This window comes from Streptomyces sp. TS71-3 (assembly GCF_018327685.1).
GTDB lineage: Bacteria > Actinomycetota > Actinomycetes > Streptomycetales > Streptomycetaceae > Streptomyces.
Window position 1 is genome coordinate 4,774,399 of record NZ_BNEL01000001.1, and the last position, 22,452, is coordinate 4,796,850.

General features: G+C 73.0%; 19 protein-coding genes and 1 pseudogene. 13 read left to right on the forward strand and 7 right to left on the reverse strand.

Features of this window, described 5'->3' with window-relative positions:
• Positions 1–29 precede the first annotated feature (29 nt).
• Positions 30–770: a VOC family protein gene (locus Sm713_RS19325; protein ID WP_212910838.1), complete on the reverse strand. Its 741-nt coding sequence runs from the start codon at positions 768–770 to the stop codon at positions 30–32.
• Positions 771–925: 155 nt separating this feature from the next.
• Complete coding sequence (locus tag Sm713_RS19330) at positions 926–2,158, reverse strand: MFS transporter (protein ID WP_212910839.1); 1,233 nt, start codon at positions 2,156–2,158, stop codon at positions 926–928.
• A 345-nt stretch (positions 2,159–2,503) separates the two neighbouring features.
• Here Sm713_RS19330 and Sm713_RS19335 point away from each other — a divergent pair, with 345 nt between their 5' ends.
• A complete protein-coding gene (locus Sm713_RS19335) occupies positions 2,504–3,112 on the forward strand; it encodes a TIGR03086 family metal-binding protein (protein ID WP_212910840.1) in 609 nt (202 codons plus the stop codon).
• Here the strand turns inward: Sm713_RS19335 and Sm713_RS19340 are convergent.
• Positions 3,075–6,086: a BTAD domain-containing putative transcriptional regulator gene (locus tag Sm713_RS19340; protein ID WP_249416391.1), complete on the reverse strand. Its 3,012-nt coding sequence runs from the start codon at positions 6,084–6,086 to the stop codon at positions 3,075–3,077. The two genes, Sm713_RS19335 and Sm713_RS19340, sit on opposite strands and share 38 nt — an antisense overlap.
• A 172-nt stretch (positions 6,087–6,258) precedes the next feature.
• Between Sm713_RS19340 and Sm713_RS19345 the strand changes: the two genes are divergently transcribed.
• From Sm713_RS19345 to Sm713_RS19355, 3 genes are all read left to right on the forward strand, one after another.
• Complete coding sequence (locus tag Sm713_RS19345; RefSeq protein ID WP_212910841.1) at positions 6,259–6,882, forward strand: isochorismatase family protein; 624 nt, start codon at positions 6,259–6,261, stop codon at positions 6,880–6,882.
• Positions 6,883–7,139: 257 nt separating this feature from the next.
• Positions 7,140–8,618: a cytochrome P450 gene (locus Sm713_RS19350; RefSeq protein WP_212912121.1), complete on the forward strand. Its 1,479-nt coding sequence runs from the start codon at positions 7,140–7,142 to the stop codon at positions 8,616–8,618.
• 123 nt (positions 8,619–8,741) lie between these two features.
• Positions 8,742–9,302: a VOC family protein gene (locus Sm713_RS19355; protein WP_212910842.1), complete on the forward strand. Its 561-nt coding sequence runs from the start codon at positions 8,742–8,744 to the stop codon at positions 9,300–9,302.
• A gap of 17 nt (positions 9,303–9,319) precedes the next feature.
• Here the strand turns inward: Sm713_RS19355 and Sm713_RS19360 are convergent, their stop codons facing one another.
• Together Sm713_RS19360 and Sm713_RS19365 are read right to left on the reverse strand one after the other, a co-directional pair.
• Complete coding sequence (locus Sm713_RS19360; RefSeq protein WP_212910843.1) at positions 9,320–9,541, reverse strand: DUF397 domain-containing protein; 222 nt, start codon at positions 9,539–9,541, stop codon at positions 9,320–9,322.
• The gene (locus Sm713_RS19365; RefSeq protein WP_212910844.1) at positions 9,538–10,392 is read right to left on the reverse strand and encodes a helix-turn-helix transcriptional regulator; all 855 of its coding nucleotides are present in this window, start codon (positions 10,390–10,392) and stop codon (positions 9,538–9,540) included. Before Sm713_RS19365 ends, Sm713_RS19360 begins: the two co-directional genes overlap by 4 nt.
• Before the next feature lie 159 nt (positions 10,393–10,551).
• On the opposite strand from Sm713_RS19365, the gene Sm713_RS19370 reads away from it, so the two are divergent.
• The 9 genes and pseudogenes from Sm713_RS19370 to Sm713_RS19410 all read left to right on the forward strand — a co-directional run bounded on the left by Sm713_RS19370 (position 10,552) and on the right by Sm713_RS19410 (position 19,945).
• Positions 10,552–11,088 (forward strand): ATP-binding protein, encoded by a 537-nt coding sequence (locus Sm713_RS19370; RefSeq protein ID WP_212910845.1) that lies wholly within the window; start codon positions 10,552–10,554, stop codon positions 11,086–11,088.
• Positions 11,089–11,171: 83 nt separating this feature from the next.
• Positions 11,172–11,798 (forward strand): annotated as a pseudogene (locus tag Sm713_RS19375) (GntR family transcriptional regulator); the annotation flags it as partial.
• A gap of 245 nt (positions 11,799–12,043) precedes the next feature.
• Positions 12,044–12,946 carry a dihydrodipicolinate synthase family protein gene (locus tag Sm713_RS19380; RefSeq protein ID WP_212910846.1) on the forward strand — a complete coding sequence of 301 codons (903 nt, stop codon included), beginning with the start codon at positions 12,044–12,046 and terminating at the stop codon, positions 12,944–12,946.
• On the forward strand, positions 12,943–14,769 hold the full coding sequence (araD, locus tag Sm713_RS19385) for an L-arabinonate dehydratase (protein WP_212910847.1): 1,827 nt from the start codon (positions 12,943–12,945) through the stop codon (positions 14,767–14,769). Before Sm713_RS19380 ends, araD begins: the two co-directional genes overlap by 4 nt.
• Before the next feature lie 374 nt (positions 14,770–15,143).
• Positions 15,144–16,103 (forward strand): carbohydrate ABC transporter permease, encoded by a 960-nt coding sequence (locus Sm713_RS19390; protein WP_212910848.1) that lies wholly within the window; start codon positions 15,144–15,146, stop codon positions 16,101–16,103.
• A 17-nt stretch (positions 16,104–16,120) separates the two neighbouring features.
• Positions 16,121–16,996 (forward strand): carbohydrate ABC transporter permease, encoded by an 876-nt coding sequence (locus Sm713_RS19395; RefSeq protein ID WP_212912122.1) that lies wholly within the window; start codon positions 16,121–16,123, stop codon positions 16,994–16,996.
• The gene (locus Sm713_RS19400; protein WP_212910849.1) at positions 16,993–18,162 is read left to right on the forward strand and encodes a Gfo/Idh/MocA family protein; all 1,170 of its coding nucleotides are present in this window, start codon (positions 16,993–16,995) and stop codon (positions 18,160–18,162) included. Before Sm713_RS19395 ends, Sm713_RS19400 begins: the two co-directional genes overlap by 4 nt.
• 215 nt (positions 18,163–18,377) lie before the next feature.
• Positions 18,378–19,787, forward strand: coding sequence for a sugar ABC transporter substrate-binding protein (locus tag Sm713_RS19405; RefSeq protein ID WP_212910850.1), 1,410 nt, complete (start codon positions 18,378–18,380; stop codon positions 19,785–19,787).
• 8 nt (positions 19,788–19,795) lie between these two features.
• Positions 19,796–19,945, forward strand: coding sequence for a hypothetical protein (locus Sm713_RS19410; RefSeq protein WP_212910851.1), 150 nt, complete (start codon positions 19,796–19,798; stop codon positions 19,943–19,945).
• A 99-nt stretch (positions 19,946–20,044) separates the two neighbouring features.
• Here Sm713_RS19410 and Sm713_RS19415 read toward each other — a convergent pair whose 3' ends face one another.
• Both Sm713_RS19415 and Sm713_RS19420 read right to left on the reverse strand, forming a co-directional pair.
• A complete protein-coding gene (locus Sm713_RS19415; RefSeq protein WP_212910852.1) occupies positions 20,045–20,710 on the reverse strand; it encodes a response regulator transcription factor in 666 nt (221 codons plus the stop codon).
• Positions 20,703–22,361 carry a sensor histidine kinase gene (locus Sm713_RS19420; protein ID WP_212910853.1) on the reverse strand — a complete coding sequence of 553 codons (1,659 nt, stop codon included), beginning with the start codon at positions 22,359–22,361 and terminating at the stop codon, positions 20,703–20,705. Before Sm713_RS19420 ends, Sm713_RS19415 begins: the two co-directional genes overlap by 8 nt.
• Positions 22,362–22,452: the final 91 nt, after the last annotated feature.

Sequence of the window (22,452 nt, forward strand, 5' to 3'; positions counted from 1 at the left end):
GGCCCGCAGGTCGCCACTCCGGCTCCGCCTCAGGACAGGGCCAGGACGCAGAACTCGTGCCCCTCCGGGTCGGCCAGGCAAGTCCACGGGACGTCGACCTGGCCGATGTCGAGGTCGGTCGCGCCGAGGGCCCGGAGCCGGGCGACCTCCGCTGCCTTGTCGTCACCGGGGTACGGCAGCAGGTCGAGGTGGACGCGGTCCGGCACCGTCTTCGCGCCGGGTGTGCGGAGGAACTCCAGGTGCGGGCCGACGCCCTTGGCGGAGCGCAGGGCCGCGTGGTCGTCCGTCACCTCGTGCAGGGTCCAGTCCATCGCCTCACCCCAGAACCGGGCCATGGCCCGCGGGTCCTCGCAGTCGACCACCACCGCGGCGATGGGCCCGGTGTCCCGGTCGACCTCCCGCGGTTGCAGCACGCAGAACTCGTTGCCCTCCGGGTCGGCGAGGACCGTCCACGGCACGTCGCCCTGGCCCACGTGGGCGGGCGTCGCACCGAGGGCCTTCAGGCGCGCGACCAGCTCCTCCTGGTGGGCCGCGGAGGTGGTGGCGAGATCGAGGTGCAGGCGGTTCTTCGTCGTCGTCTTGGCTTCCGGGACGGGAACGACGTCGACGCAGACGAAGACCGGGTCCGGCCAGACGGCGCCGCCGGCGGGTCCGACGTAGGTGGTCACGCCGGGGCTGTAGGCACTCCAGCCGAGCGCCTCCGCCCAGAAACGGCCGACGGCCGGGGCATCAAGGGCCTTGATGTTCACCTGAACAGGTCGCAGGGCCATACCGCCGATCCTAGGCCGGTTCCTTGACTCTGAGGCCGCTTGAGATCCCCTGGTGACGGGTGTGAACGAGCTCCACCGGACCGGGCGGCGGCACTCCGCGCGTGGATGGCCGCCGCCCTGCGCCAGGGCGCGTGAGGAGCCATGACCTGCGCGTCCTACTGGTCGGCCGGTGAGACGGGTCCGGGGGTGACCGGCCCCTGGGGTACGGGTTCCGGGCGCCGCCACAGCAGTGCCCCAGCCGTGAGCAGGCCCAACGCACCGTAGACGGGCAGCAGGACCCGGAAGTCGACCGTTTCGACCAGGGCCGCGCCCAGGCCGAGACCCAGGGCGTTCGGCGCGAACATCAGCGTGTTGGCGGTGGCGGACACCCGGCCCAGCAGGGCGCCGGGCGTCTGTCGCTGGACCGCCGTGAACGCGGCGATCAGCACGCACGGCAGCCCCAGCCCGATCGCCCCGTTGCTGACCAGCGCCACCGCGTCGTAGGGCAGCGCGCGGGCCGCCGTCGCCACCGCGGTCAGCGCGATCCCGTACGCCCCGAAGCGCCGCTCCCCGAGCCGCCGAAGCAGCGGTCCGGATGCCGCCCCGACCAGCACGGACCCGACGCCCTGCACCGGGTACAGCACCCCGGCGAACTCCGGCGGGCGGCCGAGGGCGTCGATCATCGCGTAGAGCGTCGAGCTGCTGAGCGAGGCCAGCAGCAGGGTCACACCGCCCGCGACGACCAGCCGCCGCAGCTCCGGCCGGCCCCACAGATGCCTGGCACCCTCGGCGGTCTGGGCCCACCAGCCCGCCGTCCGCGGCCGGGGCGGCTCCTCGCGCACCTTCAGCAGCAGGCAGAGCCCCGCGGCGGCCACGAAGGTGACCGCGTCCAGGAGGGCGACCCGGGCGCCGCCGTAGGCCGCCAGGAGGCCCGCCCCGGCCAGCGGCGCCACCAGTTTCATGCCCTCCTGCGCGGACATCCGCAGCCCGTTGAAGTCGCCCAGCAGGCTCTTGTCGACGGCCGCCACCACGAGGGCGGACTCCGCGGCGTCCGACACGACACTGCCCGCCCCGTACGCCAGCAGCACGCCGAAGAGGATCCACAGCCGGCCCGCCGAGTCCACGGCGAACAGGGAGAGCAGCAGCGCGGCCAGGCAGAGGTCCAGCCACACCAGCAGGGGCCGGCGGCGGGTGCGGTCGGCCAGGGCGCCCAGCAGCGGCCCGGCGAGGCTCGGCGCCCACACGGCGAACGTGACCAGTGCCGCCAGGCCGTTGGAACCCGTCAGCTCCTTCACCCAGATGCCGCTCGCCAGGAACATCGCCGACGTCCCGAAGCCCGAGACCACTACCCCAGCCAGGTACAGCCCCGCGTTGCGGTCCCGCAGGACGCGCGTCAGTGACCATGTCATGCCAGGTCATCGTGGATCTAAGGACCCCCGGTCGGGATCGGGGGACTGCCCTAGGTACGGCGGTGGCCGCGGCACGGCCGGGCCGCAGGGATGCGTCGTCCGGACCGGAGCGATGAGTTTCGCGGCCCGCGGTGGTCATGGATGCGACGGACCTCCCGCGGACAGGACTTCCCACGGACGGGGCCTCCGACGGACAGGACTTCCTACGGGCGGGGCCTCCCGCGGACGGTGGGACGCCCCCCGGCCGGCGGGATCCGCTCACGAACACGCGGCAGACCGCACGGACGCGTGGGGCACCCCACCGCCCGTGCGCCCTGCTTCAGAATCCTCGGAGAGGAGCACCACATGACCGACGGCACCACGGATGCGGCGCGGACGGTGGACCTGCGGCCGCAGGTCCGCGTGCTGGCGCGGCTGGCGGAACGCGTCACGGACGAACAGCTCGCAGGCCGCACGCCCTGCCCGGAGATGGCCGTGCGCAATCTGATCGGCCACCTCGCCGGCCTGGCCGTGGCCTTCCGGGACGCCGCCCGCAAGGACCTCGGCGCCACCACCGCCACCCCGCCCGACCGGACGCTGCCCGACGTGGGCCCCGACTGGCGTGCCACCCTGCCCGAGGTCCTCGACGAACTGGCCGGCGCCTGGCTCGACCCGGACGCCTGGGCGGGCGAGACCCGCGCGGGCGGGGTGGACCTTCCCGGCGCCGTCGCCGGCCTCGTCGTCTCCGACGAACTCGTCGTGCACGGCTGGGACCTGGCACGCGCCACCGGCCAGGACTACGCACCCGACGAGGCCGCCCTGCGCGCGGCGCACGCCATGCTGGCGCCGAGCGCGCAGGACCCGTCCCGCGGGGGGATCTTCGGCCCCGTCGTGCCGGTGCCGGACGGCGCGCCGCTGCTGGACCGCGTGATCGGGCTCAGCGGCCGTGATCCGCGCTGGTCGCCACCGCGCTGACCGGGTGGGCCGTGCGGTCGCGGAGCCTCGCGCGGGCCTGCTCCGCGTCGGGGTGGCCGAGCTGGCTGAGGATCTCCAGGGCGTCCTGCCAGGTGGCCCCGGCCGCGCCGGAGTCGCCGGCGGCCTCGTGGGCGTCGCCCAGTGAGAGCAGGGCCTCGGCCTCGGCGTAACGGTCGCCGGCCTCCTGGAAGAGCCGCAGGGCGCGCCGGCAGCAGGTGATGGCCTGCTCGTGGTGGCCGAGGTGGCGGTGGGCGTGGCCGAGGCTGTCCCAGGCCGCGGCCTCCCCGTGCCGGTGGCCCAGTTCCCGGTGGAGGGCGAGCGCCTGCTCGCAGTAGTCCAGCGCGCTGCGGTGGCGGCCGAGCAGGGTGTGGTACCAGCCGACGCCGTTGAGGGCGAGGGCCATACCGGGGCGGTTGCCCCTGACCCGGTAGAGGAACAGCGCCTGTTCGGCGTGGCCGAGCGCCGTGTCGTGCTGCCCCTGGAGCCCGAACACCCAGGCCATTCCGTGGTGCGCGCGGGCCTGCCCGACGTGGTCGCCCAGCTCCGTGAAGGACGCGAGCGCACGCTCCAGGTGGTCGAGGGCGTCCGCGTACCGGCCCAGCCGGGCGCAGGGCCTGGCGAGACCGTTGTGTGCGTGGGCGCGGCCGGCCGGGTCGGTGCCGCGGTTCGCGGCGGCGAGCGCGACGAGGTGCGTGTGCAGGTGGTCGTGCCAGTGGCCCTGGCGGTCGAAGTAGTCCTCCAGGGCCCAGGCGAGCTGCCAGGCGTGGGCGGGGAAGCCTTGGGCGGCTCCCTCGGCCGTCCCCTGAGTCCCTTGAGTCCCCTGGGTCCCTTGAGCCCCTTGAGTCCCTTGAGCGGCCGTGTCCCCGGCTTCCCGCCCGGCCTCGTTCCCGGCCCCGTTCCCGTTCCCGGCCCCGGTCCCGTTCCCAGCCCCGCCCTCGGCGGCCTGCCGGAGGACGCCGAGCAGTACCGCGTGCTCCGCGGTGAACCAGCCCATCGCCTGCTGGTGGCCGTCGAGCCCGACGACGACGGCCCCCGGCACCGGAGCGGGCAGCGCGATCGGGTGGCGGTGCGGATACAGCAGCAGCGCGGCGGCGTGCGCCGTGTGCACGTAGTGGTCCAGGACGCGGTGCAGGGCGGCGCGCCGTTCGCCGGCCGGGAGCCGTGCCCGCGCCTGCTCGGCGGCGTAGGCGCGCAGCAGGTCGTGGAAGCCGAACCGGCCGGGCACCGGCTCCGTGATCAGGCTCGCGCGGACCAGCTCGGCGAGCAGCGGGCGCACCCCCTCGGCGGTGAGCCCGGCGAGGCTGGCCGCCGCGGGCCGGGAGATGTCCGGTCCGGGGTGGCTGCCCAGCAGCCGGAGCAGCCCGGCGGCGGCCGGGGTGAGCGCCTGGTACGACCAGGAGAAGACGGTTCTGAGGTCGGCGGTGAGCTCCCCGGCGTCCAGGGCGTCCAGCCGGGTGGTGTCCCCGCGCAGCTCCTCGGCCAGCGCGGCCAGCGGGAAGTCCGGGTGCATGGTGGCGCGGGCGGCGACGATGCCGAGCGCCAGCGGCAGCCCGGCGCAGTGCTCCAGCAGGTCGGCCGCCGGCCGCGGTTCGGCCGCCATGCGCTCCGCGCCGAGGTGCCGGGCCAGCAGGTGCCGTGCCTCGACCGGGTCGAGCGTGTCCAGGGCCAGCGGGTGGGCGCCGTGGCCCGCCACCAGACCGGCCAGCTGGTGACGGCTGGTCACCAGCACGGTGCAGGAGGACGTTCCGGGCAGCAGCGGGGCGAGCTGCGTGGTGTCCCGGGCGTTGTCGAGGACGATCAGCATCCGCTTGCCGGCCACCAGGCTGCGGTACAGCGCCGTCTGCGCCTCCACGTCCACCGGTATCGCCGCGGGGGCGACACCGAGCGCGTCGAGGAAGGTGCGCACGGCCGCCTCGGGTGGCGTGGGAGGGCTCGCGGGCGCGAAGCCGCGGAGGTTCACATAGAGCTGGCCGTCGGGGAAGTTCTCGATGTTCCGGTGCGCCCAGTGCAGTGCCAGCCAGGTCTTGCCGATGCCGCCGGTGCCGCAGATCGCCGCGATCGCCACCGACCGGTCGCTGCGGGGCCCCGCCCGCAGGGCGCCGTCCAGCGCGGCGAGTTCGCGTCCGCGGCCCGTGAACAGCGGCGGCGGCGCCGGGAGCTGGCGCGGCACCGGCATCGTTGTCAGGGTCTTGGGCGCCTGGGTCGGCGGTGCGGGGTACGGGGTGGGCGCGGGCCGGGCCAGCTCGGGGTCCGCGGAGAGGATCTGGTTGTGCAGGCGCCAGAGCGCCGGGCCGGGGTCGATGCCCAGCTCGCCGGCCAGCCGCCGCCGGGTGTCCTGGTACCGCCCGAGCGCCTCGGCCCTGCGGCCCGCGCGGTACAGCGCGAGCATCAACTGCCCGACCGCCCGCTCGTTCAGCGGGTGCGCGGACGCGCGGGCGGACAGCTCCGCGAGGAGCCGGTCGTGGTGGCCGAGGCGCAGCTCGATGTCCGCCAGGTCGAGCTGGGCGGCCAGCCGCTCGGCGTCCAGGACACCGCGCTGGGCCGCGAACCAGGGGGTGTCCGCGTCGGCGAACGCCTCGCCGCGCCACAGGCCGAGGGCCTGCTCGTACAGCGCCGCCGCGGCGTCGTCCGGCTCTGTGCGGGCCCGGGTCAGCAACCGGTGGAAGGCGTGCAGGTCGACGTCCGCCTCGTCGACCTCAAGGAGGTAGCCACCGGCTCCGTGCCGTATGTGGCATGTGCCGGTTGCCTGGAGGGCGGTGCGCAGGCGGGAGAGGTAGCTACGCAGGGTGCCGGCGGTCCGGCGGGGTACCGCGGGGCCCCAGACGCGCTCGGCGAGTTCGTCGGCGGACACCTGGCGGTTCGCGTTGGCCAACAGCGCCGCCAGCACGCACCGCTGCCTGGCGGGGCCGAGCTCGACCGTCCGGCCGTCCGTATGGGCGCAGATCTCCCCCAGCACACCGAAGGTGCTCCGCATGGCGTCACCCTACTGCACCGCCGTTGGCGGGCCCGGACGGTGCGGCGCAGGCCGTGCACGGGAGCGCTGCGGGGCGGGAGGAGGCGGGTCCGTCCTGGTGAGGGAGCTGTTTGAGTCTGGCACCTCAGCTTGAGAGCCTGGGCAGTATGTCCTGATTGTGGAGGTGAACGTCATGGCTGACAGCAAGTTCCACGAGGTCCTCACCGCCGACAACGCGGCGCTGATCCTGGCGGATCACCAGGTGGGTCTCTACAGCGGGGTCCGGGACACGAGCCTGCTGGAGCTCAAGCACAACGTGACCGCCCTCGCGAAGGCCGCGCGGGTGCTGGGCGTGCCGACCGTGGTCACCACGACCGCCTCGGACAGCATGTGGGGCCCCATCATCCCCGAGCTCGACGAGATCATCCCGAACCACCAGGAGATCATCGACCGCAGCACGGTCAACGCGTGGCACGACAGCCGGGTCCGGGACAAGATCAAGGCGACCGAGCGCCAGAAGCTGATCTTCACCGGGATCTCGCTGGAGGTGTGCGCCACCATGCCCGCCATCGCGGCGGCCGCGGAAGGCTACGACACCTACGTGGCGATGGACGCCTGCGGCACCTTCTCCGACGCCAAGCACGAGGTCGGGCTGATACGGCTCCAGCAGGCGGGGGTCATCGTCAGCGACTACGCCACGCTCATGGTCGAGATCCTCGCGGACAACGCCGCGCCCGAGGCGCCTGAGGTCTACGCGGCACTCGACATGCCGTTCGCGTCGCTGCTCGGCCAGATCTCGGCCGCCTACACCAAGTGAGGCAATGGCGACGAGGGGTGAGGCCCGGCTTCCAGCAGTAACGAATCCCGGGTTCCGTGCGCCGTGGCCGGGCGGACGGGTTAGCTGCACGTGTGGTCCACGTCACCTGACGTGAGGTCTAGAGCATCATTGAAGCCTAAAGTAACGTGCTGTCGGATCTTTCCGCGTCACTTGAGGAGCGCAGGCTGGTGCCTGCGCCTGAAAGCCGCCGATCGTGAACGGACTCGGAGGCCCCCTTGGTGGGAAGCACCGCGAACGTGACCCGGTACCGCACCGCCGCCCGGCTCGCCGCCGCCGGCCTGGTCCTCTCCACCCCGCTGTGGCTGCCGCGCTCCGTGGTCGCCCTGCGGATGAAGATCTTCTCCAAGGTCAACGGCGACGAGGGCATCACGATCCCGAACGCCGAGATCGGCCCCGAGCGCTTCGAGGAGATCTACAGCCACCCCGCCGCGAACGGCCGCAGCAAGGGCGCCGCCCTCTCGGACCTGTTCTGGTACTGGCTCTCACCGGGGCCCGACATCCACCAGGAGCACCTGGAGGCCGGCGAGCGCTACGACGAGGTGGCCCGCTGCACGCAGGCCGTGCTCGCCGGGTCGAGCGGCGCCCTCTCCACGGCGGCCGCCCGGTGCGCCGCCGCGGTGCTGGACGAACTGCCCGCGGGGCGGCCGACGCTGGTCAGGCTGCGCGACCTGATGATGCCGATCTGGGCGTCGTTCTTCTACGAGCTGGTCTTCCACGGGCCCTGCCCGCCCGCGGCCCGGCGGCTCATCACCGACAACGCCGACGACGTGGTCAGCGCCCTGAAGTGCACCCGCCCCCGCCGGATGCACCGCCGCGCCCGGCTCACCCGCTACCTGGTGCGCCGGGTGGCCGCCGGCGAGGTGCCGCACGAGCTGCCCCGGAGCCTGTCCACCCGGCAGCGCGCCTACTACCTCCAGGGCACCTTCTTCAACACGGCCGTCGTCCAGATGTCGGAGGCCATGGCCCACCTGCTGCTCGTCCTCGCCGAGCACCGGGACGTGCAGCGGCGGCTGGCGGAGGACCCCGCGGACGACCGCTACTTCGACCACGTCATGAACGAGACGCTGCGCCTCTACCCGCTCTTCGGCATCGCGCACCGCGTCACCACCGGGGACATCGACCTCGGAGGCGGCAGCGCCATCCCGGCCGGGGCCGTCCTCTGCTTCAGCTACCCCGACTACCACAGCACCGGCTACACCGACCCGGACACCTTCGCGCCCGAGCGCTGGGAGACCCTGTCCACGAAGAGCGCCCACCACATCCCCTTCGGGGTCGCCGCCAACCGCCCCTGCCCGGCCTGGCGGCTCGCGCCGCTGGTGATGCGCGCCGTCACCCGCGAGGTGCTGGGCCGCTACAGGCTCGACACCGCCGTCTCGCACACCCGCTCCCTGCCGCACCGCGGCCCCTGCCTCCTGGTGCCCCGCGAGCGGCCCCTGCCGTCCGGGGCGGCCCGGGCGGTCCGCGGCTTTTTGCGGGTACGCGACCGGTGCGAGGACGTGGTGCGGGCGCCGGCCCAACTCGTCCTCGGCACCTGGATGGTGCTCGACGCCCGCCGCCGGGGGATCGCGGCCACGTGGTTCGCCACCCATGACACCGAGGGCAACCCGCTGCCCCCTGCCGCTCACGCCACCGTGCCCTTCGCGTCCCGCGCGGCCGGCCCAGCGGCCGCCCCCACGGCGGATGACGACGGCGGGCGCTGCCCGTTCCCGCACTGACTCCAGGTGAAAGCGGATCTTGGTCGCGGGTGATCAGGCTCTGTCGGGAGCCACGGCGGCTCCCCACGGGAGGGCGGAAAGGCGCCGCTGGCGGACTGGCCTGGACGGTGTCACGATATTCACGTGAACGAAACGGTGCAGAAGCTTACCGCATTCGACCTCGCTCGGCCGGCCAGTAATCAGTTGGCCCATGGATTCCTTCAGTGGTGCGTCGTCGCACCGGATCTGGAGTCGAGGTGCGCCGAGCTGGAACGGGTATATGGCCCCGCGGGATTCTGGATCCTGGAAAACGCCCCTGTTTTCGAGGCGACCTACGGCGGTGAGCCGATCGATCTTCACGTGAACATCGCGCTGGGCTACATCGGTGACATCAATATCGAAGTCATTCAGCCCCGCCCTGAGGGAGACCCCGATCTGTACACCGAGTTCCTCGACGGGCACCCGGAAGGCGGCCTTCACCACCTGGGCTTCCAGGTCCACGACTTCGAAGCAGCAGCCGCGGACCTGGCGGCCAGGTTCGGCCCCGCCGTGCAGGCCGCAAAGTTCTCCCCGGGTGGAAGTCGCTACACGTACTTCGACTCGCGCCCGGTGATCGGGGTTTACACCGAGATTCTCTGGCTTGATGCCGAAATGACTGCGGCGATGGCGGATCTGCGTGCCGGAAATCCCCCGGTCACGTCTTGAGTTCTAGCTACCGCGTTTCACACCGGCAAGCGACTCGTCGATGTCGCGAAGGAGATGAAGTCCTCCCAGGCGGTGCGTGCGAGCGTGAGCCGCGGCCCGGGTTCGTTCTTCGAGTCACGCAGGTGCACGGTTCCGGGGGATATCGCGACCTCGACGCAGTCGCCCCCATTTGTGCCGCTGTAGCTGCTCTTGAACCAGGTAAGGCCAACGGAACTCTCTGCGGACTGACTGGTATTCATAGGTCTCCCGCCGCGCGCTGGATGAGAAGCACGGACTCCTCGGTGTCGAGGGCCTGTGAACGAAGCATCCCATACCGCAACCAGAACTCGCTCACCTGTTGCCGATCGGAGAGCACAGTGCCGACGCCCTGGGCCTCGATGTAGACGAACTGCCGCCGTTCCAGGTCCTCAAGGAGCACCATGGCGCCGTTGAGCCCGCTGTGGGCAACTCGTGAGGTGGGCATGATCTGCACCTCGACGTTGCGAAGCTGCGCACACTCCAGGAGCCACTGAAGTTGTCTCCTCATCACCGCATCCCCGCCGACCCTGCGGTGGAGGGCGGTCTCCTCGATGATGAACACGAACACGATGGGGGACTGCTTGCGCCCGATGAGTGCCTGCCGAGCCATCCGGCCAGCGACATGTTCCTCGACCAACTCGTCATCCAGCGGAGGGAAGTGGGCGTTCTGCAACGCCCTCGCGTACTCCTCCGTCTGCAACAACCCCGGGATCAACAGCGGGTCGTACGAGAACCGGCTGACCGCCTCCGCCTCGATCGCCGCGAAGTCCTGGAAGAACAGGGGCAGCCGCGCCAGGTCCACGTCCTCCTGGAGCGCCAGCAGCGCACCGCCCGCGTTCAGCACCCGCTCCGCTGCCTCCGTGAACGCCGCTTTGGCCGGGCGCCGGCCCTGTTCGATGGAGGCGACCTGCTCGCACGAGTAGCCGACGGCGTCGGCCAGTTCCGACTGGGTGAGTCCGGCTAACTCGCGGAAATGCTTGAGCAGTTTCCCGTATCCCGTCCAGATCCGGGGGCGGTCGTCGCCGCGGAGTCTCCCGGCGCCCTTGCGCTTGACAGCCTGGCGGTCACCCATACGCACACTCCTCGGAATCGACAGGTACCGGACCAACTCCGGTGACGGCCGATGCGTCACCCCCGGGCACCCGTACAAACACGGACCCGGCTCGTACATCGGCGTGACGTACTTCTGAGCACCCTGTGCAGAGTAAATGCGTGACGGGACGGTTACTCTGTGAATTCCCCTTCGAGCTACCCCCCTTCCCGAGCCGGGTCCCTCAGCCCCGCCCGGACGTTCACCCAGCAGTTCAGCGCCACGCGGCGAGGGGCACGGCTGGCCCGTCTCCTCGCGGTGAACCAGTTCGAGGCCTGGGGCTGGCCGCACGGCACGGAGACCTCGGGGACCGCCGCCCTCCTCGTTGCCGAGTTGGCGTCGAACGCGGTGCTGCACGGACGGGTGGAGGGCCGGGACTTCCGCCTGCGCCTCACCGTGGACGACACCCCGGCCCGCCAGCAGGACGAACCCGGCCCGGTGCTCCGGATCGAGGTGACCGACGCGCGAGGGGAGTGCCTGCCGCGGCCGGCCGAGGGGCCTCGGAGCGGCACCGATCCTCGTCCCGGCTCCGCCGCCGCGTACCCCGAGAGCGGGCACGGGCTGCTGCTCGTCCGGTCGCTCGCCACTCGCTGGGGCGTCGAGCCGTATCCGCCCTCGGGCAAGACGGTCTGGTGCGAGATGGGCGTCGGCAACGGCACGCCCCGTCCGCTCCATTGACGAACGGCCCCTCGGCTCCTACCTTCGTGCGCGTCGTACTTCATACGTCATATATGAGACGCGGCAGTGGAATCCGAGGAGCCATGACGTCCGTGCCGACGCCGATACCGTCCCGCACGCAGTTCGTGCTGGAAGGGATCAAGCACCGCATCCTGACCGGGGGGCTGAGCCCGGGGCAGGCGCTGGTGGAGAGCGAGCTCGCCGCGCAGTTCGGCGTCTCCAAGACGCCCGTGCGGGAGGCGCTGAAGACGCTCGCCGGCACCGGGCTCGTGGTGATGAGCCAGTACAAGGGCGTCACCGTGCGCCGGGTGGACGCCGACATGGCCCGCGAGGTGTACGACGTCCGGCTGCTGCTGGAGCCCGAGGCACTGCGCCGCACCGTGCTGAGCGGCGCGTCCCTCACGGCGGCCCGAGAGGCGCTGGAGCGTGCGGACGGCGCCGCCGACACCGCCGAGCGCTCCCTCGCCAACCGCGCGTTCCACCGCGCGCTGTACGCGCCGTGCGGCAATCCGCTGCTCGGCCGGATGCTCGACGAGGTGCGGGACCAGGCCGCGCTCGTCTCCGCCGTCGCCTGGGCGGCCCAGCCGTCCTGGGACCGCGAGGCCGGCGAGCACCGGGAGATCCTGCGGCTCGCGCTCGCCGGTGACGCGGACGGCGCGGCGGACGCCCTGCACGCCCACATCGCGTCGTTCGTGGCCCGCGCCTACCCGCCCGAGGCCGGGGCCGGCGACCTCGCCGCCGCCATCGAGCACCATGCCGCGGACAGCGGCGACCACGCCGCCGCGCCCGGCGCCACCGCCGAACGAGCCGGCGCGCACACCACCGTGGCCGCCGTCGCCGGCGACCCCGCGGCCCCTGCCGCCGTGGACACCCCAGCAGCCGACACCACAGCCGACACCGCAGGCACCCCGGGCGCCCCGCGCCCCGCGGGGGCCGCCGAAGGAGGGGCCGTCGCATGACCTTCGCAGCCCAGCGGGCCGCACTCGCCGATGTCGTGGCGATCCCCGTGACGCCGTTCGCCGAGGACGGGACGCTCGACCGCGCCGCCCACGCCAAGCTGCTGCACCGCCTCCTCGACGGAGGGGTGCGCACCCTCACGCCGAACGGCAACACAGGCGAGTTCTACGCCCTCAGCCCCGAGGAGCGCCGCACCGTCACCGAGCTGACCGTGGCGGAGGCGGGGGAGCGGGCGACCATCCTCGCGGGCGTCGGGCACGACGTGCCCACCGCCGTCGCGGGGGCGCGGCACGCCCGCGACCTAGGCGCCGCGATGGTGATGGTCCACCAGCCGGTCCACCCGTACGTCTCCGCGCAGGGCTGGGTCGACTACCACCGTGCCATCGCCGAGGCGGTCCCCGAGCTGGGCGTGGTGCCCTACGTCCGAAATCCCCGGATCCCCGGCGCCCGGCTCGCCGAGCTCGCCGACGCCTGCCCCAACGTCATCGGCGTGAAGTACGCGGTGCCGGACGCCGTGCACTTCGCCTCCTTCGCGCGCGACGCGGGCCTCGCACGGTTCGTCTGGGTGGCCGGACTCGCCGAGCCGTACGCGCCGTCGTACTTCTCCGCGGGCGCCACGGGCTTCACCTCCGGCCTGGTGAACGTCGCCCCCGACATCTCGCTCTCGCTGCTCGAAGCGCTCCGCTCGGGCGACTACCCGGCCGCCATGCGGGGGTGGGAGCGGATCCGCCGGTTCGAGGAGCTGCGCGGCGCGGACGGCTCCGCCGACAACGTCAGCGTCGTCAAGGAGGCGCTGGCCGGGCTCGGCCTGTGCCGCCGCGACGTGCGGCCACCCAGCAGCACCCTGCCCGAGGACCGGCGCGCCGAGGTCGCCGCGATCGTCGCGGGGTGGTCCCGGTGAGCGCGGGCCCCGGCACCCCGGCCGGCGCGGGCACCCCGGCGGACCCGGACACCCCTGACGGCTCGGGCGCCCCGGACGGTGCCGGCACCCCCGCGTGCGGCCCCGAAGAACTCCGCAGCCACCAGTGGTACGGCAGCTCGATCTCCTCCGGCCTGCGCTCGTTCAGCCACCGCGCCCGCACCCGGCAGCTCGGCTACCTCCCCGAGGAGCACCTCGGCAAGCCGGTCGTCGCGATCCTCAACACCTGGTCGGACATCAACCCCTGCCACGTCCACCTGCGGGACCGCGCCCAGGCCGTCAAGCGGGGCGTGTGGCAGGCGGGCGGCTTCCCGCTGGAGTTCCCCGTCTCCACGCTCTCCGAGACGTTCCAGAAGCCGACCCCGATGCTCTACCGCAACATGCTCGCGATGGAGACCGAGGAGCTGCTGCGCTCCTACCCCGTCGACGGCGCCGTGCTGATGGGCGGCTGCGACAAGTCCACGCCCGCGCTGCTGATGGGCGCCGCCTCCGTCGACCTGCCCGCGGTCTTCGTGCCGGCCGGGCCGATGCTGCCAGGACACTGGCGCGGCGAGGTGCTCGGCTCCGGTACGGACATGTGGAAGTACTGGGACGAGCGGCGTGCCGGGACCATCGGCGACTGCGAGCTCGCCGAGCTGGAGAGCGGCCTCGCCCGCTCGCCCGGCCACTGCATGACCATGGGCACCGCGTCCACCCTCACCGCCGCGGCGGAGGCCCTAGGCGTCACCCTGCCCGGTGCCTCCTCCATCCCGGCCGTGGACTCCGGCCACGACCGCATGGCCGCGGCCTCCGGGCGCCGGATCGTCGAGCTGATCCGCAGGGACCGCAGGATCTCCGAGATGCTCACCCGTGAGGCCTTCGAGGACGCGGTGACCTGCGTGCTCGGGCTCGGCGGCTCCACCAACGCGGTGATCCACCTGATCGCCATGGCGGGCCGCGCCGGGGTGCCGCTCACGCTCGACGACTTCGACCGGATCTCCCGGACGGTGCCGGTGCTCGCCAACGTCAGGCCCGGCGGCGGCCCGTACCTGATGGAGGACTTCCACTTCGCCGGCGGGCTGCCCGGGTTCCTGTCCCGGATCTCCGACCTGCTGCACCTGGAGCGGCCCACCGTCGCCCACGACCGCCTCGGCGACCAGCTCGCGGGCGCCCTCGTCCACGACGACGACGTGATCCGCACCCGGGACGACCCGGTCGCGACCGAGGGCGGCGTGGCCGTGCTGCGCGGCAACCTCTGCCCCGACGGCGCCGTCATCAAGCACATCGCCGCCGATCCGCGGCTGCTGAAGCACACCGGGCCCGCGGTCGTCTTCGACGACTACAAGACCCTCCAGCGCACCATCGACGACCCGGCCCTCGGCATCACCCCCAACCACGTCCTCGTGCTGCGCGGCGCGGGCCCCAAGGGCGGCCCCGGCATGCCCGAGTACGGCATGCTGCCGCTGCCCGACTACCTGCTGAAGCAGGGCGTACGGGACATGGTGCGGATCTCCGACGCCCGCATGAGCGGCACCTCGTACGGCACCTGCGTGCTGCACATCGCGCCCGAGTCGTACGTCGGCGGCCCGCTGGCCCTCGTCCGCACCGGGGACCTGATCACGCTCGACGTGGCGGAGCGGACCCTGACACTTGAGGTGTCCGACGAGGAGCTGGCACGCCGCCAGGCCGCCTGGACGCCACCGCCCCCGCGGTACGAACGCGGCTACGGCGCGCTCTACAGCGAGCAGATCACCCAGGCGGACACCGGCTGCGACTTCGCCTTCCTGGCCCGCCCCGGGAAGGTGCCCGACCCGTACGCGGGCTGACGTCCCGTCAGCCCCCTCGGGGCACCGGGAACCGAGCCCGCCCGGACCCGGCCCACCCGGCACCGAAGTACCTCCGCACCCCTCAGGGGGCCGCCCCTACCGGGAATCGGGAGCGGTACCACCGTCGTCGAAGCGCTTCACCGCACCACCGTGCACGTCATGCACGGCCTCGCACGTCATGCACCGCCCTGTGTTCCGCCGGACGAGAACGGAGAGCAGTCGTGACTCCACCCGCCGCTGAAGCGGCAGGCTTCCAACCCAAGGGTTGCGGTCCAGCCCGAACCGACCCCTTTCGGGGCGAAAAGAAAATACCACAGGCCAGGGAAGCGATTTCCCCCTCGGCTTCAGCCCCGGGTCCCCTCGCTAGGAGACTGATGGCCCACGCCGCAGCCGTGCCACGGCAGACCGCGGGCGAGCCGCCGCCCCCCTCCGCCCGTGCGATACGCAGCCGCACCAGGGCCGCCCCGCGCCGCCTGCCGTACCTGCTGATCGCGCCGGCCGTGCTGCTGATGCTGGGCTTCATCGCCTACCCGGTGCTCAGCGTCTTCTATTACAGCCTCCAGCACTACAACCCCACCAAGCCCTGGCGGAACGGCTTCGCGGGCGCCGCCAACTTCGTCACCGCGTTCACCGACGACCCGCAGTTCCTCTCGACGCTGGGCTTCAGCCTGAAGTGGGTCGGCACCGAGGTGGTGCTGCAACTCCTGCTCGGCCTCGCCCTCGCGCTGCTGGTCAACCAGACCTTCGTGGGCCGGGCCCTGGCGCGCTCCCTGGTCTTCTCGCCCTGGGCCGTCTCCGGCGTGCTGACCTCCACCATCTGGCTGCTGCTCTACAACTCCCAGACGGGTGTCACGCGCTACCTCGCCGACCTCGGGATGGGCTCCTACGGCACGTCCTGGCTCTCGGGCACCGGCACGGTCTTCCCGGCGGTGGTGGTCGCGGAGCTCTGGCGCGGCGTGCCCTTCTTCGCCATCCTCATCCTCGCCGACCTCCAGTCCGTGCCGAAGGACCTCTACGAGGCGGCCGAGGTCGACGGCGCCAGCAGGGCGCGGCAGTTCTTCCACATCACGCTGCCGCACCTGAAGGACGCGATCATCCTCTCCACGCTGCTCCGCGCGGTGTGGGAGTTCAACAACGTCGACCTGCTCTACACCCTCACCGGCGGCGGCCCCGCGGGCGAGACCACGACGCTGCCGCTGCGCATCGCCTCCATCGCCGTCGACTCGCACGACTTCGGGTACGCCTCCGCGCTGACCTCGGTGGCCTTCGTGATCCTGCTCTTCGGCTCGCTGGTGTACCTCAGGCTGAGCAAGTTCGGGGGCGAGAACCCGTGACATCACCGCCGGCCCCGATGACCGTGCCCGCGCTGTCCGTTCCGCCCGGCCACCGGGCGGGCGCCGGGCGCCGCAGGCGCTCCTGGGACGAGGTGCCGCGCTGGCAGATCTACCTGCCACTCGGGCTGTACCTGCTGTTCACGCTGGTCCCGTTCTACTGGATGCTGCTCTTCGCGCTGCGGCCGGCCGGCTCCACCTCGCTGCTGCCGTGGCCGCTGACGTCGGAGCACTTCGAGAAGGTGTGGACCGAGCGGAGCTTCGGAACGTTCTTCGGCAACAGCCTGCTCGTCGGGGTCTGCTCGCTGCTGATGACCACGGTCGTGGCGCTCGCGGGCGGCTACGCGCTCGCCCGCTTCGACTTCCGCGTCAAGCGCGCCTTCACCCTCGCGCTGCTCTGCTCGCAGTTCATCCCGGGCGCGCTGATGCTGGTGCCGCTCTTCCAGATCTTCGCCAACCTGCGGATGATCAACTCGCTGGCCAGCGTGGTCGTCGCCGAGACCGTCTTCCAGCTGCCGCTGTCGATCATGCTGCTCAGCGGCTTCGTGAAGAACGTGCCGTACTCGCTGGAGGAGGCCGCCTGGGTGGACGGCTGCGGGCGGTTCCGGGCGTTCTGCTCGGTGGTGCTGCCGCTGCTGCGGCCCGGCCTGATCGCCGTGGGCTCCTTCGCGTTCGTGCACAGCTGGAACCACTTCCTGTTCGCCCTGATGTTCCTCAGCGACCAGGACAAGCAGACCATCCCGGTCGGCCTCAACACCCTGATGGGCGCCGACAGCGTCGACCTCGGCGCGCTCGCCGCGGGCGGGGTGATCGCCGCCGTGCCCGTGGTGATCGTCTTCGCGTTCATCCAGAAGTGGCTGGTCACCGGCTTCAGCGCCGGGGCGGTGAAGGGATGAGCGGCACGTTGGCCGGGCAGGCGGAGCCGGTGCCGGTGGTCCTGGTGGGCGCCCGCGGGCACGGCCGCAGCCACCTGGAGAACATCCGGCGCCTGGTGGCCCTGGGCCGGGTCCGCCTGGTGGGCGTCTGCGACCTCGCCCCGCTGGCGGACGCCGAGACGGCGGGTCTCGGGGAGCCGGCGCACTCCGCCGACCTGGGGGTGCTGCTGGCCCGGACCCGGCCGGCCGCCGCCGTCGTGTGCACCCCCATCCACACGCACACCGAACTGGCGCTGACCGCCGTGGAGCACGGCGTCCATCTGCTGCTGGAGAAGCCGCCCGCTCCGTCCTTCGCGCAGTACCTGCGGCTCACCGAGGCGGTGGAGAAGGCCCGGGTCGCCTGCCAGATCGGCTTCCAGTCACTGGGCTCCGGCGCGCTGCCCGCCGTCCGGGAACTGGTCGAGGACGGCGCGATCGGCGAGGTGCTGGGCATCGGTGCGGCGGGGGCGTGGGTGCGCGACGAGGCGTACTTCCGCCGGGCGCCCTGGGCGGGCCGGCGGCGTCTTGACGGGGCCGACGTGGTCGACGGGGCGCTCACCAACCCGCTGGCGCACGCCGTGGCCACGGCCCTCGCGCTGGCCGGGGCGACGGGCGCGGACGACGTGGCGCAGGTGGAGACCGAGCTGTTCCGGGCCCACGCCATCGAGTCCGACGACACCTCCTGGGCCCGTGTCACCACCACCCGCGGCGACCGCGTCGCCGTCGCCGCCACCCTCTGCGCCGCCGAGCCCGGCGAGCCCTACGTCGTGGTGCACGGCACCCACGGCCGCGTCACCCTCTGGTACCGGCAGGACCGGGTCCGCCTGGACCGCACCGGACACCCGCCCCAGGAACGGGTGCACGACCGCATCGACCTGCTGGAGAACCTGCTCGACCACCTGGCGGGACGCGCCGGACTGCTGGCCGGCATACGCACCACGGGCGCCTTCATGCGGGTCGTTGAAGCGATTCGACGCGCGCCCGACCCCGTGCCCCTCCCGCCGGACGCCTGGTACTCCCCGCCGGGCGCCCCCTCCCGGCGGGTCGTGCGCGGCATCGACGGCCTCGTGTCGGCAGCCGCCGAACAGCTCTGCGGCTACGCGGAGCTGGGCGCCGCCTGGGCCCGGCCCGCGCCACGCGACGCCTGACCGTCACCCCGCACCCCCCGCACCCCGCATCTCCAACCGCGCACCCGCACCTCCGCACCCGCACCCCCATACCCGCACCTCCGCACCCGTGATCCTGCTCCACTGCCCGCCGGGCCCGTCACCACTCACCCCGTCCGGCCCGCCGGGCGACCACATCCGCACAGCGACAGCGACGGCGACAACGACAGCGCCGAAGCTGAAGAAGGAGAGCCGACATGACCGACACGGGCAGCACGCACAGCAGCACCCGCGGCCGACCAGAAGGCGGGGCCACGGCTCCCGGACGTCGGGTGAGCCGCGCCGCCCTGGCGCTCGCCGCCGCCACCGTCCTGGCCCTGACCGCCGCGGCCTGCGGCGACGACGGCAGCGGCGCCGGCGGGGACAAGGGCGCCGAGGGCTCCGGAAAGGGCGAGATCACCTTCTGGGACAACAACGGCGGCGTCCGCACCGACGTGTGGAAGAAGATCATCGCCGACTTCGAGAAGGCGCACTCCGACATCCACGTCAAGTACGTCGGCATCCCGGCCGAGAACGCCCAGTCCAAGTACGACACCGCCATCCAGGGCGGCGGCCTGCCCGACGTGGGCGGAGTGGGCACGGCGATGCTCGCCGGGATCGCGGCCCAGGGCGCCCTGGAGCCGGTGGAGGGACGCATCGACGACAGCGGCCTGAAGGGCAAGCTGAACCGGAGCATGGTCGACAGCGTCCGGTCGGCGGGCGGCGGCGACCACCTCTACACGGTGCCGACCTCCGCGAACAACGGGACGCTCTGGTACCGCACCGACCTGTTCAAGGCCGCGGGCCTGCCTGCCCCCACCACCTGGGACCGCTTCTACGAGGCCGCCGGCAAGCTGACCGACCGGGCCCGCAACCGCTTCGGGTTCACCCTGCGCGGCGGCGAGGGCTCCATCGCCCCGGCGCTGGACGCGATGTACGGGCAGTCCGGCATCACCTCGTTCTGGAAGACGTCCGGCGGCAGGGCCACCACGACCACCGTCAACGACCCCCGGAACGTGGCGGCCCTGGAGCGCTATCTCGGCCTGTACAAGAAGGACACGCCGTCGGCCGACGTCAACAACGACTTCAAGAAGATGGTCGCGCAGTGGGACAGCGGCACCATCGGGATGCTGAGCCACAACCTCGGCTCCTACCAGGACCACCTGAAGGCGCTGGGCCCCGGCAAGTTCCGCGGCCTGCCCAACCCCACGCTGGCCGACGGCACCCGGGTGCAGGTCTCCAACCCGGTCGACGGCCTCGCCCTGTTCAAGTCGAGCAAGAACAAGGCCGCGGCCTGGACCTTCATCGAGTTCGCCCTCTCGCACGCGGCCAACAGCACCTGGAACGAGGCGGCCGGCGCGATCCCGGCCAACACCGAGGCGGTGGGCGATCCCTGGATCCAGAAGTCCGAGGCGACCAAGCTGGCCGCCGCCGCGCTCTACGACGGCAGCATCAAGATCGTCCAGCTCCCGTACTACCTGCCCGACTGGAACACCATCAGCAAGGCCGACAACGAGCCCAACCTCCAGAAGGTGCTGCTCGGCAGGGAGTCGGCGAAGGACTTCCTGGACACCCTCGCCGACCAGCTCGACAAGGCCCAGGCCGAGTGGAACGAGCAGGAGGGATGAGGCGCCGCATGCGCATCCATGAATGTCATGATCGCGTCACGCAGGTCAAGGGCGCCGACGATGTCCGCAACGCCGCCCACCCCGGCGCAGGGCTCGGCGCCGACCCGGGCCGCACGCCGGCGGCGTACCCGGGGAACTGGACACCGCCGCGCACGTGAGGCCGGGGGCAACGGAACGCGCGGTGCCGGGCGGGTACGGGCCCGTCCGGCACGGGGCCCACAGCTCGCGGGCGGCTCACGGTCGCAGGGCGATTCGCGCTACCGCGCCGGCTTCGTGAAGCCCGCCTCGTACGCCGCGATCACCGCCTGGGTGCGGTCCCGGGCACCCGTCTTCGCCAGCACCGCCGCCACGTGCGTCTTGACGGTGGCGGAGCCGACGCCGAGGCGCAGGGCGATCTCGGCGTTGGTGAGCCCGGTCGCCATCAGCCGCAGCACCTCGCCCTCCCGCGCGGTCAGCCGGGCCACCCAGGGCGGCGCGGGAGCCGCCGCCGCGGCGTGCGCTTCGGCGAGCGCGCGCACCGCGGCCGGGTACAGCAGGGTGTCGCTGCGCACCACCATGCGCACCGCCTGCACCAGCGCGTCGGCGTCCGCCCGCTTCAGCAGGAACCCGGCGGCGCCGGCGCGCAGGGCCGCGTACACGTATGCGTCGTTCTCGAAGGTGGTGACGACCACGATGCGCGGCGGCACCTCCAGCGTGCGCAGGATGTGCTCGGTGGCCCGGATCCCGTCGATGCCGGGCATCCGGACGTCCATCAGCACGACGTCCGGGCGCAGTTCGCGCACCGCGGAGACGGCCTCTGCGCCGGTGGCGGCCTCGCCCACGACGGTGAGGTCCGGCTCGGCGTCCAGGATGGCGCGCAGCGCGCTGCGCACCATGCGCTCGTCGTCGGCGACGACGACGCGGACGGCGGCGTGCTCAGTCATGAACGTCCTCGCGGGTGGGTGGGGTGGGGCTCGGAGTGCTCGGGAGGTACGGCGCGGGGGTGTGTTTGTCGACATGGGGATCTGTCTTCATGTAGTCGGTCGCCGGCTTCAGCGGCAGCCGTACGCGCAGCCGCCAGCGCCCTGCCTCGGTCTCCGTCTCCGTCCCTGTCTCCGTCTCCGTCTCCGTCTCCGTGGGCCCCGCCCGCAGGCTGCCGCCCAGCAGCCGGACGCGGTCGGCCATGCCCCGCAGGCCGTTCCCGCCGCCGCTGCGCACCGGCTGCTCCGGCTGCGCCGCGGGCGGTCCCGGATCCGTGGCCGGGTGCCGCGGGTGCCCGGTCGGCGTGACCGGGCGGTCCGGCAGCACGGGGTCCGGCAGCGGGTTCTCCGCCAGGATCTCCAGCTCGCCGCCGGCCACGGTGACGTCCAGGCGCACCGGGGCCCTTCCGCCGGTGTGGCGCAGCGCGTTGCTCAGGGCCTCCTGGACGATGCGGTACCCCTCGTGGGAGACGGCGGGCGGCAGTGCGGCGAGCGCGTCGGGGCCCGGGACGGCGGCGGCCAGGCGGATGCCGGCGGCGCGGCTGCGGTGCAGCAGCCCGGACAGGTCGGAGGCGAGCGTGGGGGACGGCGCCCGGGGCCGCCCGGAGCCGGGTGGCCGTGCGTGGCTCGCTACGGTGTCGTTGTCGTTGTCGTTGTCGTTGTCGTTGTCGTTGCCGTTGCCGTTGCCGTCGCCGGTGCCGTCTCCGGGGTGGTCGCCGGGGGACGTCGGGGAGGAGTCGGGATCGCCGCGGAGCAGGCTCAGCACGGCGTCCAGCTCGCCGACGGTGCGCCGGGTGGTGTCCTCGATCGCTGCCAGGGCCTCCCGCACGAACTCCGGGTCGCGCTCCAGCACCCTGCGGGCGGCGCTCGCCTGGAGGGTGACCGCGCTCAGGGCGTGCCCCACCGAGTCGTGCAGATCGCGCGCGAGCCGGTTGCGCGCCGCCAGGTCCGCCGCGCGCCGCTCGGCCGCCGCCAGCCGGTCGCCCGCCGTGGGGCCCAGCAACCGGGGCGCCCAGCGCGCCAGCAGGGCGCCGGCTCCCGCGGCACACCCGGCGAGCGCGAGGAGCGCCAGGGCGCCGGCCGGCGGCGCCAGCGCCAGCACCCAGGCGTGGTCGGGCACCCCGGGCAGGCCGGTGCCCGTGTCGCGGAGTGCCGCCGACACCGGCAGCGCGACGAGTACCGCCGCGAACGGCGGTACCGCCAGCGACATTCCGCTGAGCACCGCGCCGGTGCCCAAGTGGAGCGTGAACCAGAGCGCGGTACGACCGCGTGCGCCCCGTGGCGCCGGCGAGTCGCTGAGCAGGTCCGCCGGCACCCCGCACAACGCGCGCACCGCGGCCACCGACATGGGCCGGGTGAGCGGGAAGAGGGCGGTGAGGGCGGCGAGCGGCAGCCCCACGGCGAGCGACGCCAGTTGCCCGGACAAGGAGGTGAAGACCTCCGGGGACGAGCCGGCCAGCGGGCCGACCACGGTCTCGCCGACGAAGAAGTACGGCATGGCGAGCGCCCCGCCGAGCACCAGGTGGACCCACCGCCGCCGGGCCCGGCGCCCGAACAGCACCCCGGCCGCCGCGCGGACCCGGCCCGGGGGAGTGGTGCGTGAACGGCGCGTCATGCCCCCACACTCCCGTCCCGCGGGGCAGGCGCGCCTCCTGCTCCGTGCTGATTCGGCTCCCCCTTATGGCGGACTCACGGCGGAGTGGCCG